Source organism: Mesorhizobium sp. NPDC059054 (assembly GCF_042739215.1).
Classification (GTDB): domain Bacteria; phylum Pseudomonadota; class Alphaproteobacteria; order Rhizobiales; family Rhizobiaceae; genus Mesorhizobium.
In genome coordinates, this window is record NZ_JBHYHV010000004.1 from 348,706 (window position 1) to 366,245 (window position 17,540).

18 protein-coding genes and 1 riboswitch are annotated in these 17,540 nt (G+C 61.0%); of the genes, 13 read left to right on the forward strand and 5 right to left on the reverse strand.

The window, feature by feature from the left end:
- Position 1: 1 nt before the first annotated feature.
- Positions 2-649: a thiamine diphosphokinase gene (locus ACFWXH_RS18920; protein WP_379122767.1), complete on the reverse strand. Its 648-nt coding sequence runs from the start codon at positions 647-649 to the stop codon at positions 2-4.
- 119 nt (positions 650-768) lie between these two features.
- Positions 769-882: riboswitch (TPP riboswitch) on the forward strand.
- Positions 883-919: 37 nt separating this feature from the next.
- Between ACFWXH_RS18920 and thiB the strand changes: the two genes are divergently transcribed.
- From thiB to ACFWXH_RS18940, 4 genes are all read left to right on the forward strand, one after another.
- The gene (gene thiB / locus ACFWXH_RS18925; protein WP_379122769.1) at positions 920-1,921 is read left to right on the forward strand and encodes a thiamine ABC transporter substrate binding subunit; all 1,002 of its coding nucleotides are present in this window, start codon (positions 920-922) and stop codon (positions 1,919-1,921) included.
- Positions 1,897-3,576 (forward strand): thiamine/thiamine pyrophosphate ABC transporter permease, encoded by a 1,680-nt coding sequence (gene thiP, locus ACFWXH_RS18930; RefSeq protein ID WP_379122771.1) that lies wholly within the window; start codon positions 1,897-1,899, stop codon positions 3,574-3,576. Before thiB ends, thiP begins: the two co-directional genes overlap by 25 nt.
- Positions 3,573-4,316, forward strand: coding sequence for a thiamine ABC transporter ATP-binding protein (thiQ, locus tag ACFWXH_RS18935; RefSeq protein ID WP_379122773.1), 744 nt, complete (start codon positions 3,573-3,575; stop codon positions 4,314-4,316). The genes thiP and thiQ overlap by 4 nt, the downstream gene beginning before the upstream one ends.
- Before the next feature lie 258 nt (positions 4,317-4,574).
- Positions 4,575-6,053, forward strand: coding sequence for a M48 family metalloprotease (locus ACFWXH_RS18940; protein WP_379122775.1), 1,479 nt, complete (start codon positions 4,575-4,577; stop codon positions 6,051-6,053).
- A gap of 19 nt (positions 6,054-6,072) precedes the next feature.
- Here the strand turns inward: ACFWXH_RS18940 and ACFWXH_RS18945 are convergent, their stop codons facing one another.
- The gene (locus ACFWXH_RS18945; protein ID WP_379122777.1) at positions 6,073-6,540 is read right to left on the reverse strand and encodes a MarR family winged helix-turn-helix transcriptional regulator; all 468 of its coding nucleotides are present in this window, start codon (positions 6,538-6,540) and stop codon (positions 6,073-6,075) included.
- A gap of 100 nt (positions 6,541-6,640) precedes the next feature.
- Between ACFWXH_RS18945 and ACFWXH_RS18950 the strand changes: the two genes are divergently transcribed.
- A complete protein-coding gene (locus ACFWXH_RS18950) occupies positions 6,641-7,045 on the forward strand; it encodes a hypothetical protein (protein WP_379122779.1) in 405 nt (134 codons plus the stop codon).
- A gap of 23 nt (positions 7,046-7,068) precedes the next feature.
- Here ACFWXH_RS18950 and ACFWXH_RS18955 read toward each other — a convergent pair whose 3' ends face one another.
- The gene (locus tag ACFWXH_RS18955; RefSeq protein ID WP_379122781.1) at positions 7,069-7,926 is read right to left on the reverse strand and encodes an RNA polymerase factor sigma-32; all 858 of its coding nucleotides are present in this window, start codon (positions 7,924-7,926) and stop codon (positions 7,069-7,071) included.
- A gap of 288 nt (positions 7,927-8,214) precedes the next feature.
- Here ACFWXH_RS18955 and ACFWXH_RS18960 point away from each other — a divergent pair, with 288 nt between their 5' ends.
- The 8 genes from ACFWXH_RS18960 to ACFWXH_RS18995 all read left to right on the forward strand — a co-directional run bounded on the left by ACFWXH_RS18960 (position 8,215) and on the right by ACFWXH_RS18995 (position 14,833).
- Positions 8,215-8,988 carry an amino acid ABC transporter substrate-binding protein gene (locus ACFWXH_RS18960; RefSeq protein ID WP_379122783.1) on the forward strand — a complete coding sequence of 258 codons (774 nt, stop codon included), beginning with the start codon at positions 8,215-8,217 and terminating at the stop codon, positions 8,986-8,988.
- A 132-nt stretch (positions 8,989-9,120) separates the two neighbouring features.
- Positions 9,121-9,801 (forward strand): ABC transporter permease subunit, encoded by a 681-nt coding sequence (locus tag ACFWXH_RS18965; protein ID WP_379122785.1) that lies wholly within the window; start codon positions 9,121-9,123, stop codon positions 9,799-9,801.
- Positions 9,798-10,568 carry an amino acid ABC transporter ATP-binding protein gene (locus tag ACFWXH_RS18970; protein WP_379122787.1) on the forward strand — a complete coding sequence of 257 codons (771 nt, stop codon included), beginning with the start codon at positions 9,798-9,800 and terminating at the stop codon, positions 10,566-10,568. The genes ACFWXH_RS18965 and ACFWXH_RS18970 overlap by 4 nt, the downstream gene beginning before the upstream one ends.
- 108 nt (positions 10,569-10,676) lie before the next feature.
- Positions 10,677-11,078 (forward strand): peptide-methionine (R)-S-oxide reductase MsrB, encoded by a 402-nt coding sequence (gene msrB / locus ACFWXH_RS18975; RefSeq protein ID WP_054313896.1) that lies wholly within the window; start codon positions 10,677-10,679, stop codon positions 11,076-11,078.
- Between the two features lie 84 nt (positions 11,079-11,162).
- Positions 11,163-11,960 (forward strand): MBL fold metallo-hydrolase, encoded by a 798-nt coding sequence (locus ACFWXH_RS18980; RefSeq protein ID WP_379122789.1) that lies wholly within the window; start codon positions 11,163-11,165, stop codon positions 11,958-11,960.
- 174 nt (positions 11,961-12,134) lie between these two features.
- Positions 12,135-12,983 carry an ABC transporter ATP-binding protein gene (locus ACFWXH_RS18985; protein WP_379123298.1) on the forward strand — a complete coding sequence of 283 codons (849 nt, stop codon included), beginning with the start codon at positions 12,135-12,137 and terminating at the stop codon, positions 12,981-12,983.
- Positions 12,980-13,771 (forward strand): ABC transporter permease, encoded by a 792-nt coding sequence (locus ACFWXH_RS18990; RefSeq protein ID WP_379122791.1) that lies wholly within the window; start codon positions 12,980-12,982, stop codon positions 13,769-13,771. The genes ACFWXH_RS18985 and ACFWXH_RS18990 overlap by 4 nt, the downstream gene beginning before the upstream one ends.
- Positions 13,772-13,798: 27 nt before the next feature.
- Positions 13,799-14,833, forward strand: a complete 1,035-nt coding sequence (locus ACFWXH_RS18995; protein ID WP_379122793.1) for an ABC transporter substrate-binding protein — start codon at positions 13,799-13,801, stop codon at positions 14,831-14,833.
- Between the two features lie 79 nt (positions 14,834-14,912).
- Here ACFWXH_RS18995 and ACFWXH_RS19000 read toward each other — a convergent pair whose 3' ends face one another.
- Positions 14,913-16,181, reverse strand: coding sequence for an ArgE/DapE family deacylase (locus ACFWXH_RS19000; RefSeq protein WP_379122795.1), 1,269 nt, complete (start codon positions 16,179-16,181; stop codon positions 14,913-14,915).
- A gap of 40 nt (positions 16,182-16,221) precedes the next feature.
- Positions 16,222-17,535, reverse strand: a complete 1,314-nt coding sequence (locus ACFWXH_RS19005; protein WP_054313902.1) for a TRAP transporter large permease subunit — start codon at positions 17,533-17,535, stop codon at positions 16,222-16,224.
- Positions 17,536-17,540: the final 5 nt, after the last annotated feature.

The following is a 17,540-nucleotide window of genomic DNA, read 5'->3' on the forward strand; positions in this document are numbered from 1 at the left end:
ATCAGCTTTCAGGGAGTGGGTAAGGATGGGCGAGCAGAAGCGCACGGCCGCTGCCGAGCGTGATTTCAAGCTTGCCCCTCACGGCATTGGAGATGGTGAGAGACGAACCGAAGGGCATTTCCACTGCATTCAGCGGCCATTTGGCGCCTTTGATGGAAAGCCCGGTGAGTTTCGAGAAGCCGAGCACGGAAAACAGCGTCCCTTCGGCATAGTCGAAGGCCTCACTGTGGCCAGGCAATACCGGAATGCCTTCCTGTGCACCGCTGGTCAGAAGCACATCCGTACCCTTTTCGGCCAGGCTGAGTGCCAAAGCCAGGTGCAGGAAAGCATGATCGGCCCGGGCGCCACCAAAGGCGCCAACCAGGTTCAGTTTCGTCGCGCCGTGCTTAAGCGCAATCGAAACCGCAAGTTCTCCGTCCGTGGAATCCTTCTCGGCGGGGAACCGCTCCTGTGGCACCTTCGCCAGATGCGGCGGCAGGCTGGCCGGCGCGGAATCGAAATCGCCCACCCACAGCTCCGGCAGAAGGCCCAGCATATCCGCATGCCGAATGCCGGAATCGGCGGCAATGACGCGCGTGCCGGCGACCTGGGCCTCGAGCCGCGGCGTGTGGATGACCTCACCGCCAAGCAGAAGAGTAAATATGCTCATGGGCGTCGCCCTTACCAGCCCCCATGCGGAAACGGAAGTGCGTGCGAATTGCCGCCTCGGTTCCACCTGACCCGGCAAACTAAGACTTGCACGCCACAACGGCCCGCTCTATGTCTCAAGCCGCTCTAACGGGGTGCCCGATCGCGGCTTCGCGAACCGGCTGAGAGGCGAAAAGCCAACCCGCTGAACCTGATCCGGTTTGTACCGGCGGAGGGATTAGACGCTTAGCCAAAGCGCCAGTTCCCTTGTCACGAAGTGAAGGAGGCGCCGATGCGCAAAACTCTGTCTGTCCTGGTTTCGGCACTCGCTCTTGTTGCCGCCACGCTGCCGGCAACAGCGAAAGACAAGCTTACCGTCTATACCTACGAAAGCTTCACCGCCGAGTGGGGCCCCGGCCCGCAGGTGAAGAAGGCGTTCGAAGAAGAGTGCAACTGCGAGGTCGACTTCGTATCCGTCGCCGACGGCGTCGCCCTGCTCAACCGGGTCAAGCTCGAGGGCGCCGCCACGAAAGCCGATATCGTGCTTGGCCTCGATACCAACCTGACCGCGGATGCCAAGGCAACCGGCCTCTTCGCGCCGCATGGCACGACAGCGGCACTCGACGTGCCCGGCGGCTGGAACGACGACACTTTCGTGCCCTATGACTACGGTTATTTCGCTGTCGTCTATGACACCGAGAAATTGAAGACGCCGCCGGCCAGCCTCAAGGATCTCGTCGAGGGTGATGCCTCGCAGAAGATCGCCATCCAAGACCCGCGCACCTCCACGCCGGGCCTCGGCCTGTTGCTCTGGGTGCGCTCGGTCTATGGCGACAAGGCGCCGGAAGCCTGGGCTAAGCTGAAGGACCGCGTGCTAACCGTCACGCCGGGTTGGAGCGAGGCCTATGGCCTGTTCACCAAGGGTGAAGCGCCGATGGTGCTGTCCTATACCACCTCGCCTGCTTATCATATGGTCGCCGAAAAGACCGATCGCTACCAGGCCGCTTCCTTCTCCGAAGGTCATTACCTCCAGGTCGAGGTGGCCGGTGTCACCACAACCGGCGCCAAGAATCCGCTGTCCGAGAAATTCATGGCCTTCATGACCAGTCCGAAATTCCAGGATGTCGTTCCGGAGACCAACTGGATGTTCCCTGCCGGCAAGATGGACAAGCCGCTTGATCCCGCCTTCGAGAAGCTGGTGAAGCCGGCCAAGGCCCTGACTTTCAGCCCGGAAGAAGTTGCGAAAAACCGCAAGGCCTGGGTGGATGAATGGCTGACGGTGATGAGCAAGTAGAAGCGACGGCGATTCCCTTGACTCGTCAGGCGGCGCATCCCGCTGCGTTGCGCGACGAGCGCGTTGCTGCGGGCACAGCCGCACTGGTCTTTGTTGCCGTTCTGATAGGCGGCGCTTTCCTTGGCCTTGTCATCGAAAGCGCCGGCGATTTTTCAGGCGCCGTGGCCGCCTTCGATTCCTATCTGTTCCGGGTCGTTCGCTTCACCTTGTGGCAAGCCCTGCTGTCGACATTCTTGTCGGTCCTGCCGGCATTGTTCGTCGCGCGGGCATTGTCGCGTCACCCCAGTTTTTTCGGCCGCAGTTTCATTCTGCAACTCTTCGCTGTGCCTCTGGCGCTCCCTGCCATCGTGGCTGCGCTCGGCGTTCTCGCTCTCTACGGTCGCGCCGGCTATTTCGCGGAAATGCTGACGAAAATCGGCGGGCAAGATTGGCCCGGCATCTATGGCCTTTCCGGCATTCTTGTCGCCCACGTCTTCTTCAACCTGCCACTCTGTGTCCGCCTTTTCCTGGAAGCGCTGCAAACTGTTCCGGCTGATCAGTGGCGGCTGGCCAGCCAGCTCGGCATGAGCGCGCGCCCCGCTTTCCGCTTCATTGAATGGCCGGCGCTGAGGCAGGCGCTTCCCGGTGTCGCCGGCCTCGTTTTCATGTTGTGCATCACCTCTTTCACCATCGTACTGATCCTCGGCGGCGGACCGCGCGCAACGACGCTGGAAGTAGCCATCTATCAGGCACTGCGCTTCGACTTCGATCCGGCGCGCGCCGTAGCGCTGACGCTGCTGCAGATCCTGCTGACTTTCGCGGTTGTGGCCCTGCTGTCCCGCCTTGGCGCCAACACCACGGCCGAAGCCAGTCTTTCGGTGGCGCCACGCCGCTACCTTTCGATCGGCAACGGTGAAGCCGCGTTGAATGTCCTGCTCATCTTGCTGGCGCTGCTGTTCGTTGCTGGGCCGATGGTCGCAACCATAGCCGCCGGGCTACAATCCGACCTTGCCCGCCTCGCCGGCGAACGCGCCGTGCATCTGGCTACCGCGACCAGCGCGGCACTCGCCTTCCTGTCGGCTTTGCTCGCGACCGCTCTTTCCTTGTCACTGACGATGGCACGGCGTGGCCTGGCCACCCAGCGTGGCGGGAATGGGGGGCGATCGTTGCTGGAATATACCACCGATACAGGTGCAGGCTTCGTGCTGGTCGTGCCGCCGATCGTCATCGGCGCCGGCTGGTTTTTGTTGTTGCGTCACATCGGCAGCGCCTTTGCGATTGCTCCCGTCATGGTCGTTGCAGTGAATGCCATCATGGCGATGCCGTTCGCGCTGCGCGCCGTCCGCCCGGCCTATGATGCGGCCAGCGAACGGCATGAGCGGCTCTGTGCTCAACTTGGTATCACCGGCTGGGCTCGGCTGAAGCTGATCGACTGGCCGGTGCTGCGACGTCCGCTGGCCACAGCCTTTGCCTTTGCCATGGCCCTGTCGCTCGGCGATCTCGGCGTGATCGCTCTTTTTGGTTCGGATTCCCTGCAGACGTTGCCCTACCTTCTGCTTGCCCGCATGGGCAGTTATCGTACCGCCGACGCCGCGGGGCTTGCCCTGTTTCTGGGGCTGGTGTGCTTTGCGCTGATCCTGCTTGCCGACCGGCTCGGAAAGGAACGCTCTTCATGACTGCCGATATGCCGGCTCGACAGGGTGCGTCGCTGCGTCTCGACAAGACGACTTTCAGTTATGGCCAAACCAGCCTCGCCTTCGATGCCGAATTTCCCGCCGGCGAAATCACCGCCGTGATGGGTCCGAGCGGGTCGGGCAAATCGACCTTGCTCAACCTCGTGGCGGGGTTCGAAATTCCTCTTTCCGGGCATGTCCTGATCAATGGCCTGGATTTCAGCGCCGCGTCGCCATCCGAACGGCCGGTTTCCATGGTCTTTCAGGAAAACAACCTGTTTGCCCATCTCGACGTTTTCCGCAATGTCGGCCTCGGCATATCGCCTTCGCTTGCGCTTACGGCCACGGACCGCATGGCAATAGCCGACGCGCTCGCGCGCACCGGCCTGACAGGAAAGGAGAAACGCCTGCCGCGGGAGCTTTCCGGCGGCGAACGCCAGCGCGTTGCGCTTGCTCGCGCCCTGGTTCGTGACCGGCCGGTTCTTCTGCTTGATGAACCCTTTGCCTCGCTTGGACCGGCCTTGCGGGAGGACATGCTGGATCTCGTTGCCGCCGTCCAGGCGGAGCGGAAGATGACCACGCTTTTCGTCACGCATCAGCCGGAAGACGCGCGCCGCGTCGCTGCTCACGTCGTTTTCCTGGAAAACGGCACTGTCGCTGCAACCGGCAGGGCCCACGATTTCTTTTCCGCGAACGGCCCCGCAGCTTTCCGGCGTTACGCCGGAGCCATGAACGGAGAATAGTCGAACGCCAAGAAAAAGCGCTGCCACCGGTATATTTCAACTGGTCCTGACCGGTCGAAATCTGGAACGGATTTCGCGACTCAGGCATTTGTCTTGCCTGGAAGCCGACATAATTTGCGGTCAAACCGGTTTGGGGGCATCATCGTCCTTGCTTGCCAATCTGCTTCGCGTGTGGCTAGGTCCGCACCAGATGGTCTGGCACAATCGCCGATTGCCCCGTCGAGACGAAAGGAAGCCGACCTGTCGACCGGCCTGGACATGAGCTGCAAGAAAGCCCCAGCGCGCGTGCTCGCGCTGGCAGGGGTCGTTCTCGCGCTCGCATCCTGCCAATCCGTGATGCCGAATTCGGTCGAAGAATCCGGCTTCCAGCCGTCGAACAGACCCGTCACCGTCGACAATGCACAGGCCAACAGCCGCCTTGCCGATCTCGCCAAGGCGCAACACCCGCGCATCCTCGCGACCTATGGCGGCGAATATTCCGATCCGAAGCTGGAGCGCATGGTCGCCAAGATCGTCGGCCGGCTGACCGTGGTGTCGGCCAATCCGACGCAGACCTATCGCATCACCATCCTCAACTCGCCCAACGTCAACGCCTTCGCGCTTCCGGGCGGTTATCTCTACATCACCCGCGGCCTCTTGGCGCTCGCCAACGATTCATCCGAAATCGCCGCCGTGATCGCGCATGAAATGGGGCACGTTACCGCCAATCACGGTCTTCAGCGCCAGCAATTGGAGGCCGAGGAAGGCCTTGCCACCAAGGTGGTCTCGGACGTGCTGGGTGACAACCCGAGCGCCAAGGCAGCGCTCATCCGCGGCAAGCTGAGGCTCGCGCAGTTTTCGCGCAACCAGGAACTCGAGGCCGACGCCATCGGCATCAAGTCGGTCGGCGAGGCCGGTTACGATCCCTACGCGGCGGGACGCTTCCTGCAGTCGATGGCCTCCTACGCCGGCTTCCGCTCGGTCAGCGGCGCGACCGACGCCAGCCTCGACTTCCTCGCCACCCATCCCAACACGCCGCAGCGCATCGACCTGGCGCAGCGCCATGCGCGCATGTTCGGCCAGCCGGGCTTTGGCTCGCGCGACCGCGATTCCTATCTCGCCGGCATTGACGGCCTTCTTTACGGCGACACGCCCGAGGAAGGCTATGTGCGCGGCAACACGTTCCTGCATCCCAAGCTGGGCGTCTCCTTCGCGGTGCCGGACGGCTTCGTCATCGACAATTCGGCAGCTGCCGTAACCGCCACCGGTCCCGGTGACATGGCGGTGCGTTTCGACGGAGTGACGATCGACAAGGATGTCACGCTGCCGGACTATGTCCGCAGCGGCTGGGTTGCCGGCCTGGATGACGCCAGCGTCCGCCAGGAGACCATCAACGGCAACGAAGCCGCCGTCGCCAAGGCCCGCGCCGACGGCTGGCAGTTCGATATCGTGGTCATCCGCGCCGGCGCCCAGGTCTATCGGCTGCTCACGGCCGCCCCTGCTGCCGGGACGTCGCTCGAACCTGTCGCGCGTTCGGTGAGCAGCACCTTCCGCGTTCTGAGCCCTGCCGAGAAGGCAGCACTGAAGCCGCTGCGTATCCGCGTCGCTACCGTGCGGCCAGGCGAGACGATCGGCACCTTGTCGGCACAGATGGTCGGCGTCGACCGGAAGCTCGACCTGTTCCGCGTGCTCAACGCGATGGGTCCGGGCGCGACGGTTTCGGCCGGCGACAGGGTCAAGATCGTTACCGACAGATAGTCGCCTGGATCCACACGGCCTACAGCCCGGCTTCGGCACTTTCCCTGGTTTCGGCATTTTCTCCGCTGACATTCGCACGCAGGCGCGCGAACATGGATCGAGCCAGTTCAAGTTCGTCCTGACCTATGCCAGCCCGCAATTGCCGGTCGAAGGCGATCGCCGTTTCGCGCAGACGCAGGAACAGCGTCTCGCCGCTTGGCGTCAATTCGACCAGATGCTTGCGACGATTGGCTGGATCGCGGCGGCGGGTCAGCAGGCCGTCCGCCTCCATCGCATTGAGATGATGGGTCAGCGTCGCACCCTGGATGCCGACCGATTCCGCAAGCTGGCGCTGATGGCCGAATTGCTGCGACTTCACCGAAATCAGCACGGACCACACCGGCAAGGATCCACCGCCGGCGATCATCGCATCGTCCAGAGCACGCCGGATGATTTTCGCGGTTTGGGCAAGGTCAAGCCCGATTGGTTTGGCGGAAGGTTCGAACATGGCCGGACACTAGCATGGAAATGCTTGGCGTCTAATAGATTGACATCTAACAGTTAGATATCTACTCTTTCTTTACCCTGGCTTCATGGAGGTCCGCGAAATGCAAATCGTCTTCATGCTCGCACTGGCTTTGCATGTCATGTCAGGCGTGTTCTGGGCCGGCTCGACTTTCGTGCTGGCGCGCACAGGCGACGGCCGATTGGCGATGTCGCTATTCGGGCCGCAGATGGGGGCCGCCACCGTGGCCGTCCTGTCGGGTGCCGTCCTCTGGTATCTCTTCCATGGCACCGGCTATTTCGGCACGCAGGAGCAGGTTCTGGCTGTGGGGGCAATAGCGGCGATCGCCGCCGCTGGCGTTCAAGGCATATCGGTTGGGCGGTCACGCCGCGCCATGGCGCAAGAGGCCGTGGCCGGCACCTTGCAGCAGGCTGTCCGCGGCGAACGTCTGGCCGCAGGCCTGCTTGCCATTACGGTCATTGCCATGGCCATCGCACGGGTGGTTTGAACCAATCGGCAAAACCCGGTCGATCAGGCGGCAAGAAACTCCGGGTTCTGCTTCACCAGCGCCAATTTCAGCTTTTCCAGTGCACGCACCTCGATCTGCCGGACACGCTCCTTGGAGATACCGAGCGTCTCGCCGAGTTCTTCCAGGGTAGCGCTCTCGTCGCCCAGGCGCCGTTCCTCGATGATCCGCAATTCGCGCTCGTTCAAAGCCGCCAACGCCTGTTTCAGCCAACCCGAGCGACGCTCGACATCGATCGTATCGCCGGCGATCTCGTCTGGCAGCGGCCCATCCGAAACCAGGAAATCCCCACGCTCGGCCCCTGCCCCATCCTCGGTCAGCGGCGCGTTGAGCGAACTGTCGGGTGCCGACAGTCTTGCATCCATGATGGCAACATCGGTTTCGGAAACACCAAGTGCTGTCGAAACCTCGCGGTAGAGTGCCTGATTGGACAAAGCCTCCGTACCCGTACCGAGACGGGCGCGCAGGCGCCTCAGATTGAAGAAGAGTGCTTTTTGCGCAGAGCTGGTGCCACCGCGCACGATCGACCAGTTGCGCAGGATATAGTCCTGCATGGAGGCTCGTACCCACCAGCTTGCATAGGTGGAGAAGCGGACTTCACGCTCTGGATCGAAGCGGGCGGCGGCTTCGAGAAGGCCGATATGCCCTTCCTGGATCAGGTCGGAAACCGGCAGACCGAAATACCGGAACTTCGCGGCCATCGCGATGACCAGCCGCATGTGGGCGATGACAATCTGGTTCAGGGCATGCTGATCATGGCCATCCTTCCAGCGTTGCGCCAAATCATGTTCCTGGTCGCGTTCCAGATAGGGGGCGGCCATCGCCGCACGGACCATGATACGCCCTGCACTATCTTGAATCATCGCGACTTTCCCGTCTGCCCGTTGAGCCCGGACGGACCGACCGGCAGGTCTGCGTCCCAAGGCGTCCACCAACGTGCCATGCGGGCAATGGTTCCCGGCCTTCCTCACTGGAGTGAAACAGTGCGATCCATCCGCCCGGAAGCAACAGCCTTAAAATAGAACAAAATTCCTCAGTTTGAACTATTTTGAAATTCGATTCCTTATTAGCAAGGCAAGCTTCTGTCACATTCCAGCACCTCTCCAAAGGTCGACATTTGCTGTCCGCCGACATTACGGGATCACAAAAAGATGAAATGGCTGAAATCGCTGCTCCTGGCCGGAACCCTGCAGGTTCTGGCCGTTACCGCTGGTCATGCCGGTGCTGACTTCGATCAGATCAAGCAGGCAGGTGTCTTCAAGATCGGCACTGAAGGCACCTATGCTCCGTTCACCTATCACGACACATCCGGTGCGCTGGTCGGCTTCGATGTCGAGATCGGCCGCGAGATCGCGAAGCGGCTTGGCGTCAAGGCCGAGTTCCTCGAAGGCAAATGGGACGGTCTGATCGCCGGTATCGATGCAAAGCGTTACGATGCCGTCATCAATCAAGTCGGCATCACCGAGGCGCGCAAGGCAAAGTACGACTTCTCCGACCCTTATATCGCTTCAAAGGCCGTCCTCATCGTTCGTGATGACAATGCCGACATCAAGGACTTCGCCGATCTCAAGGGCAAGAAGTCAGCGCAGTCGCTCACGTCAAACTTCGGCAAGATCGCCGAAAAGAACGGCGCTGAACTGGTCGGCACCGACGGTTTCGACCAGTCGATCCAGCTCGTGCTCAACGGCCGCGTCGATGGTACCATCAACGACAGCCTTTCCTTCTACGATTTCAAGAAGCACAAACCGGATGCCAAGGTGAAGATCGTGGCGCAGGAAGCCAATGCCGATTATTCCGGCGTCATCGTACGCAAGGGCGATCCCGAGCTGGTCGCGGCGATCAACAAGGCGCTGGCCGAGATCAAGGCCGATGGCACCTACAAGAAGATATCCGAGACCTATTTCGGCCAGGACGTTTCCCAATAGGCCTGCTGCGGGCCGGGAATTTTACCCGGCTCACTCAAACAAGGCGGCGTGCCGTTGGCGGCGCGCCGCTTTTGTGTTTTCTGCGACCGACTATGATGACGTTATAGAACAAGTCCGGAGGGAGAACAGTTCGTGCCACCTTGGCTGCAATTGATGCTGGATTCGCTCGGTCCCCTTTTGTGGGCCGGATTGATTTTCACCATACCGCTCACCCTTCTCTCGTTCGCCTTTGGGCTGGCCGTAGGGCTCGGCGCGGCGCTGCTGCGTTTGTTCGGGCCCTGGCCGCTGTCAGCGATCGTTCGCTTCTATGTGTGGATCATCCGTGGCACCCCGCTTCTGGTTCAGCTGTTCCTGATCTTCTACGGATTGCCCAGCATCGGCATCGTGCTCGACGCTTTCCCCGCCGCGCTGATCGGCTTCACGCTCAACATCGGTGCCTATTCGTCGGAGATCATTCGTGCGGTCATCGGCTCCGTCCCGAAAGGGCAGTGGGAAGCGGCCTATTCGATCGGCATGACCTGGAGCCAGACGATGCGCCGCACCATTCTGCCGCAAGCTGGCAGGGTCGCGGTGCCGCCGCTGTCCAATACCTTCATTTCGCTGGTCAAGGACACCTCGCTTGCAGCTGCGATCACCTTGCCGGAACTCTTCCAGTCGGCGCAGCGTATCGTCGCCGTGACCTATGAGCCGCTGATCCTCTATGTCGAAGCCGCACTGATCTATCTGGCGATGAGCTCGATCCTGTCGGCATTGCAGGTACGGCTCGAAGCCCGGCTCAGCCGCTATGGCGGTTTCCTGGAGGCACGCTCGTGATCGAACTCTCCAACCTGGAAAAGCGCTTCGGCGACAATGTCGTCTTGAAGGACATCAACGTCGCCATGAAGGAGGGCAGCGTCACCGCGCTTGTCGGCCCGTCGGGCGGCGGCAAGTCGACATTGCTGCGTTGTATCAATCTTCTGGAAATCCCGACCGTCGGCACCGTGAGGATCGGCGAGGAAACATTGACCTTCCAGCCCGGCGGCAAGGTCTCGTCCAGCGATGTGCTGAGACTGCGACGGCAGACCGGCATGGTGTTCCAGAACTTCCAGCTGTTTCCGCACCGCACCGCCATCGAGAACGTCATGGAAGGGCTAGTGACAGTCTTGAAATGGCCAGCGGACAAGGCGCGCGAGCGTGCGCTCTCGCTGCTTGAAAAGGTCGGCATGGCACACAAGGCGGATGCCTGGCCGGCGACCCTGTCCGGTGGGCAGCAACAGCGCGTCGCCATCGCCCGTGCGCTTGCGCCGTCGCCCCGCGTGCTTTTGTGCGATGAACCGACCTCTGCGCTCGATCCCGAACTCGCACAGGAAGTTGTGGACGTGCTTGGCCAGCTCGCCGCCGAAGGCACTACCATGGTGATGGCCACGCATGATCTGCGGCTCGCCTCCAAGGTGGCACGTGAGGTGGTTTTCTTGGAAGCGGGCATCGTTGTCGAGAAAGGTCCGGTCGAAACTGTGTTCGGCAACCCGCAGCACCAACGCACCAAACGTTTCATCGCCACGCTGAGACAAGAACAGGAAGAAACGAGCAGCAAGAGCTGACCCAACAATCCCGCGCGGGAACGGCTGGGCAGGCGCGTAACGAATGCCTATGTTTGGACGAACATCCCCTGCAACGAACAACAAGCCGCAAAGGCAAGGAGATCATTCATGGACACCCATACCTTCCCCGTCACCCGCACCGACGCTGAGTGGCGCGCATTGCTGACACCCGAGCAATATCAGGTGATGCGCCATCACGGCACGGAGCGGCCGGGAAGCTGCGCCCTTCTTTATGAAAAGCGCGCCGGCACGTTCAAATGTGTCGGCTGCGACAGCCCGCTTTTCGAAGCCAAGCTGAAGTTCGAGAGCGGCACCGGCTGGCCGAGCTTCAACGATCCGGTCGAAGGTTCGGTCGAGACCACTGTGGACCGCAGCTACGGCATGGTGCGCACCGAGGTGCATTGTGCCACCTGCGGCAGCCATCTCGGCCATGTCTTCGAGGACGGCCCGCCGCCGACCGGCCTGCGCTATTGCATCAACGGCGTGGCCCTGAACTTCGAACCGGCCTGAGAGCAACCGCACACATTCCGGCCCTTCCGTATCGCCTCCGGCTGACCTATGTCCCTTTTGGGGGTGGAAAGCCGGAGGAGAAGAATGGCGCACTTCATGTGCCTGCAGTGCGGCGTGCAGTTTGCCGAGAGCGAACTGCCGCCGGATCATTGCCCGATCTGCGAGGATGAGCGCCAATATGTGCGCTGGGAAGGTCAGGCCTGGACGACCTTCGACGACCTGGCCAAGACCCATAGACTGGTAATGAAAGACGAAACCGGCGTGCTCGCCTTCGGCATCGAGCCACGCTTTGCCATCGGCCAGCGTGCGCTGTTGGCCGAAACACCCGATGGCAACGTGCTGTGGGACTGCATCAGCCTGGTCAGCGACGATGCGGTGGCCGAAATCAAGCGCCGAGGCGGCCTGCAGGCGATCGCCATTTCGCATTGCCATTACTATTCATCGATGATCGAGTGGAGCGAAGCCTTCGGCGGCGTACCGATCCACATCCATGCCGACGACCGCCAATGGGTGATGCGACCGCATCCGTCCGTTGCCTTCTGGGAAGGCGAAACGCTGGCCCTCAACCCGTCGCTTACCCTGATCCGCTGCGGTGGTCATTTCGCCGGCGGACAGGTGCTGCACTGGAAGCGCAGCGGCGGCAACGCCATCCTCTCCGGCGATATCCTGCAGGTGGTGCCGACGCGACGGCACCTCTCCTTCATGTACAGCTATCCGAACCAGATTCCACTCAACGCACGAACCGTTAGACGCATTGCATCAGCGGTCGAACCGTTCGACTATGACCACATCTACGGTGCCTGGTGGGGGAGCAACGTGCTCGGTGGCGCCAAGGAAGCGATGCGCTTTTCCGTGGAGCGTTATCTGACAGCCATCGCCTAGATTGCCCTGCGTGCCTGTCTTCGACGCAGACCCCGGGGCATAAGTGAATTCCGCCACCTCCTTACCCCCGACATGGCGAGTCCCAACACCGAGGACATCCCGAAGCAAATTCTTGAGATGTGAACATGAACCGTGCCGCGAAGCGAAATCACGATGCCTGGAGCGAAAAAGACAATGAGTAACACCCGTCTAGAAATCGCTCAGCCGAACCAATCCCGCGGAACGGTGATCGAACTCAAGGACATCCAGATCTCATTCAAGCTTGCCAACGGCGGTCGATTTGACGCTGTCGCGGAAAGCAATCTCAAAATCGCCGAGAACGAATTCGTTGCCATCGTCGGCCCGACGGGTTGCGGAAAATCGACCTTGCTCAATGCCGTGGCCGGTCTTCTCGTTCCCGCCAGCGGCACCGTGGAAATTGGCGGCCAGCGCTTGCAGGGTCTCAACCGCAAGGCAGGTTACCTCTTTCAACAGGATGCTCTCATGCCGTGGAAAACGGTGATCGAGAATGTCGCGATCGGCCTGGAGATTACCGGAGTGCCCAAAAGGCAGGCTCGCGAGCAGGCACGAGGATGGTTGGAGAAAGTCGGATTGGGGAATTTCGGCGATCGTTATCCGCATATGCTTTCCGGCGGTCAGCGCAAGCGCGTCGGCCTCGCGCAGGTGCTGATCCGCAATCCGAAATACCTCTTGATGGATGAGCCGTTCGGTCCGCTCGACGCGCAGACGCGAGTCATCATGGGCGATCTCCTTCTCGATCTATGGTCCCAAGACAAGAAGGCGGTCATATTCGTTACGCACGACCTGGAGGAAGCCATCGCGCTTGCGGACCGGGTCGTGATCATGTCTGCCGGTCCCCGCGCGCGCATCATGGCCGAATACCGTATTCCGCTCGCCCGGCCGCGCGAAATCTCAGAGATCCGCCTCGATAACCAGTTCCATCATATTCACCGCGAAATATGGGGTGCGCTGAAGGAAGAGGTTCTCAAGGGCTACAGACAGACGAGTGGAGATCGCCAATGAGGAAACCGGTACTTTTTCTGGCGCAGCTCAGTGTCGCTGCCGTTGTCATCGTTGCCTGGCATCTCTTCACGGCCACGCACCTGTTCGGCAATCCCTCCAAAGCCAAATTCTTTTTCGCAACCCCTGGCGACGTGGCATTGCGAACCTACAAATGGTTCGCTGAAGGGACCATCTGGTATCATCTCGGCATTACGCTGCTGGAAGCCATTCTGGCTTTCGCCATCGGCGCGGTCGCTGGCGTGCTGATCGGTTTCTGGTTCGCCCGCAAACCCGTGCTCGCCGCCATCTTCGATCCTTATGTCAAGGCCGCCAACTCGCTGCCACGCGTGGTCCTGGCGCCTATTTTCGCGCTGTGGCTTGGCCTTGGCATCTGGTCGAAAGTGGCACTTGGCGTATCGCTGGTTTTTTTCATCGTTTTCTTCAACGTTTATCAGGGCGTGAAGGAGGTCAATCAGAACGTGCTTGCCAATGCCCGGATGCTCGGCATGAACGAACGTCAGTTGCTGCGTAACGTCTATCTGCCCTCCGCATTGTCGTGGATGTTCTCAAGCCTGCACACCGCCGTGGGCTTCGCGGTCGTCGGCGCGGTGGTCGGCGAATATCTCGGTTCATCGGCAGGCCTCGGTTATCTCATCCACCAGGCCGAGGGCGTGTTTGATGTGACTGGCGTTTTTGCAGGCATGCTAGTGCTCACCGCTTTCGTGCTGCTGATCGATTGGGGGGTGACAATCATTGAGGAACGCTTGCTCGTCTGGCGGCCGAAGGCGACCGGGCAGAACACCATCTGACCGCCGAAATTATCAAGGAGGAAGACCATGAGGATCACCCGCAGAAATCTGTTGGAAGGAGCGGCTGCTTTTGGCCTTGCCAGTGTTGTGTCCCGCCTGCCGGCCCATGCACAGGACCCGTCAGCTGCGCCTGAGAAAGCCGAACTCATGTTCGGCGTCGGTGGGAAACCGCTTTTTTATTATCTGCCGCTGACGATCGCAGAGCGTAAAGGGTTCTTCGAAGAAGAGGGCATCAAGGCGACGATCAACGATTTCGGCGGCGGCGCAAAGTCATTGCAGGCCTTGGTCGGCGGGTCCGTGGACATCGTGACCGGCGCCTACGAACACACGATCCGAATGCAGAACAAAGGACAGGACATCAAGGCTGTCTGCGAACTCGGCCGCTTTCCTGGCATCTGCATCGGCGTACGCAAGGACCTGGCAAACGAGATCAAGACGATTGCCGACTTGAAGGGCCAAAATGTCGGTGTCACGGCACCCGGTTCCTCCACCGCACTGCTGCTTCAATATGCGTTGATCAAGAACGGCCAATCGGCCGATGCCGCTTCGATCATCGGGGTCGGCGGTGGTGCGAGCGCTGTTGCCGCCGTCAAGAAAGGTGAAATCGCCGCTCTTGTCCACCTCGACCCGGTCATCACCCGATTGGAGGTCGACGGCGACATCACGCTGCTGTTGGACACGCGGACCGAGGAGGGCACGCGTCAGCTTTTCGGCGGCACGAATCCAGCCGCAACTGTCTATCTGCAGCAAAGCTTCATCGACGCCAATCCGATCACCACCCAGCGTGTCGTCAATGCTTTCACCAAATCGCTCGCATGGATTCACAAGGCGTCGGCCGATGACGTTGCCGATGCCGTACCGGAGGAATTCCTGCTGGGCGACCGCGATCTGTACAAGACCGCTTTTGAAAAATCGCGTGCCATGTACTCCGAAAAGGGCCTGATCGCTGAAGAAGGATTCAAAAGTCTCCTGGAGATGCTCAAGACGCTCGATCCGGAGCTTGCCGACGCGAACATCGCCTTCGCCCAGACCTTCGACCCGCGTTTCGTGAAAGCCGAATAGCCGGGAGAGGGTGGAGAACTCTCGTCGTGCGGTGGTTGCGGACGAGCCAACCGGCTGCCGCCACCACCATCCTCGGCCGTCACTCCTGAGCGCCGCACCAATCCATGATGCACAACGCCATCACCTTGATCGCGGTCATGTAGTCGTCGATGGAGACGTACTCGTCGTTTGCGTGCATCACCGCGGTCGAGCCGGGGCCGAAGATCACGGTGGGCGTCGCTCCATACTCGTTGAGGAAGCGGGTATCGGCTGCGCCTTGACGTCCGCTGATGACGGGATCTTTGCCAGCTACCGATCGGTAGGTTTCCGACAGCAGCTCGACGATCGGATGGTCACGCGGGATTTCCGACGCCTGCGCGTCATAGCCCACGAAACGCACCACCGGAGGGTGGTCGCGCATCCATTCGTCCTGCGCCGCAACCTCTGCGATCTTGTCGACGAGGCTCTGTTTGACGCCCTCATGGTCCTCGCCGGGAACCGTGCCGATGCTGCCTTTCAATACGGCACTGGCCGGGAAGGCGCTCGGGTAGTTACCGGCCTGGAAGCTGCCGATGATGCAAGGCAGGGAGTCCAGCGCATTCGGGTAAAGCGGATGGCGGACGGTGGCGACACGGTGGTCTTCCAGTTCCTGGACGGCCTTGACGATCTTGTTGCCGAGATCGATGGCGCTGATGCCGAGGTAGCGCTGCTGGATGCCTGCAGGTTTGCCCTGCACGTCGATCTGAAACCAGATTCGCCCGATACAGGCCGGCTGGACCGCCAGATCGCTGGTTTCACCGGAGATGCCCGCATCGGCCTTGTAGCCGCGGATCACCGTGTCCAGCGTGCCATGGCCGCTCACCTCTTCGTCGATGACGACGTTGATATAGACGTCGCCTTTCAGCTCGACGCCGGCCTCCTTGAGGAACTCGACGGCAAGGATATGACTGGCGACACCGCTCTTCATGTCGCAGGAGCCGCGGCCGTAGATGCGGCCGTCCTTGATCGCGGCCGACCAAGGATTGTCGCTCCACCCCTCGCCATTGCCGACGGGGATCACGTCGGTATGTCCGTTGAGCAGCAGCGACCGGCCTCCGCCCGCACCCTTGCGCGTGCCCACGATGTTGGGACGCCCTTCATAGCCCCGATCCACCGGTCGGTATCCGGGATGCTTCTTCAGCTCTTCCCAATCCGTCTCCCACATGTCGACGTCGAGGCCGATCTTGTTCATGTAGTCCGACACGAAGGCCTGGATCGCGGCCTCGTCGCCGGTCACGCTCGGAATCGACACCATCTTCTGCAGGAACTGGATGGCCTTGTCCCGGTTCTTGTCGATGGTATCGAGGACGGTCTGGCGTTTGCTGGTCATTTTGAACTCCAATGTTCTTGGGCGCTGGTACGAAGCGCCGTCAATTCATCTTGCTTGGCAGCCAAAGGACCAAGTCGGGCATCGCGATCATGATTGCCATGAGAAGGATGTTGATCAGGATGAATGGGATGGCCGCGCGGTAGATGTCGCCCATCGTCGTGTTGCGCGGGGCGATGCCCTTCATGACAAACAGCGAGAGACCGAAGGGCGGCGTGATCGTCGCCATCTCCAGGTTCACCATCATGATGATGCCGAACCAGATCGGATCCCAGCCCATCTGATGAACAATCGGCAGGAAGATCGGAATCGTTACCAGCACGATCGAGGTCTGCTCGATGAACATGCCCAGGAACATGACGATCAGCTGCATCATGATGAGCACCAGCAGCGGCGGCACCGGCAGGTCGTTGGCCAGACTGGTGATCGCGCTGGTTGCCCCGGAAAAGGACAGCAACTGGCTGAACGCGGCGGATCCCGTGAGGATTATCAGGATCATCACGGACAGCATGGTTGCAGAGCCCACGCCCTTGACCAGAACCTCCCAGTTCAGTTTCCGATAGAGCAGCGCCAGGACGAAGGTGAGGAAGGTGCCGATCGCAGCAGCCTCGGTCGGCGTTGCCGTGCCGAAGAATATCAGGCCGATGATCATCACCACGATGCAGACCGGCGGGACGAGATAGAGTGTGGCGTCATGCAGACGTTGGCCAATCGGCACGCGAGGCGCCTCGTAGGCCGGCGCCTCATCGGGGCGAAGCGTCGCCCGGATGATGATGTAACCGATGCAGAGGATCGCCAGCAGGATACCGGGCACGATGATGCCGATGAGGATCTTCGCGACCGAGAACCCGCCTAGGCTCGCCAGCACGATCGCCAGCGTCGACGGCGGTATCAGAATGGCGAGGCCGCCGCTGGCCAGGATGGGGCCGATCGACATCGCCTTTGCATAGCCGCGCTTTTCCATTTCGGGCGTCAGCGTAGAGCCCAGCATGGCGACGGACCCCATGGCCATGCCTGTAAGCGTGCCCAGCACGGCACCAGCCCCGATCGCCAGGACGGAAAGGCGGCCGGCGACGAAGCCCAACCATTGATCGAGCACCTCGATCATTCGTTGCGCGATGCCGGAATGGAACATGATCGAGCCCATCAGGATGAACATGGGCACGGGTACGAGGACGAATGTGGAGATCGAACTGTCGATGCTGAGGACGAGCTGGTTGAAGCCAGAGACGCCGCCCCACAGGTAGTAGACGCCCGCCAGATTGACGAGCAGAAAGGCGATCGCGACCGGAACGCCAATGACCATGAACAGGCCGAGGCCAAGGAAAAACGCCAGGAGAAATTGCCACCATTCCATAGTCT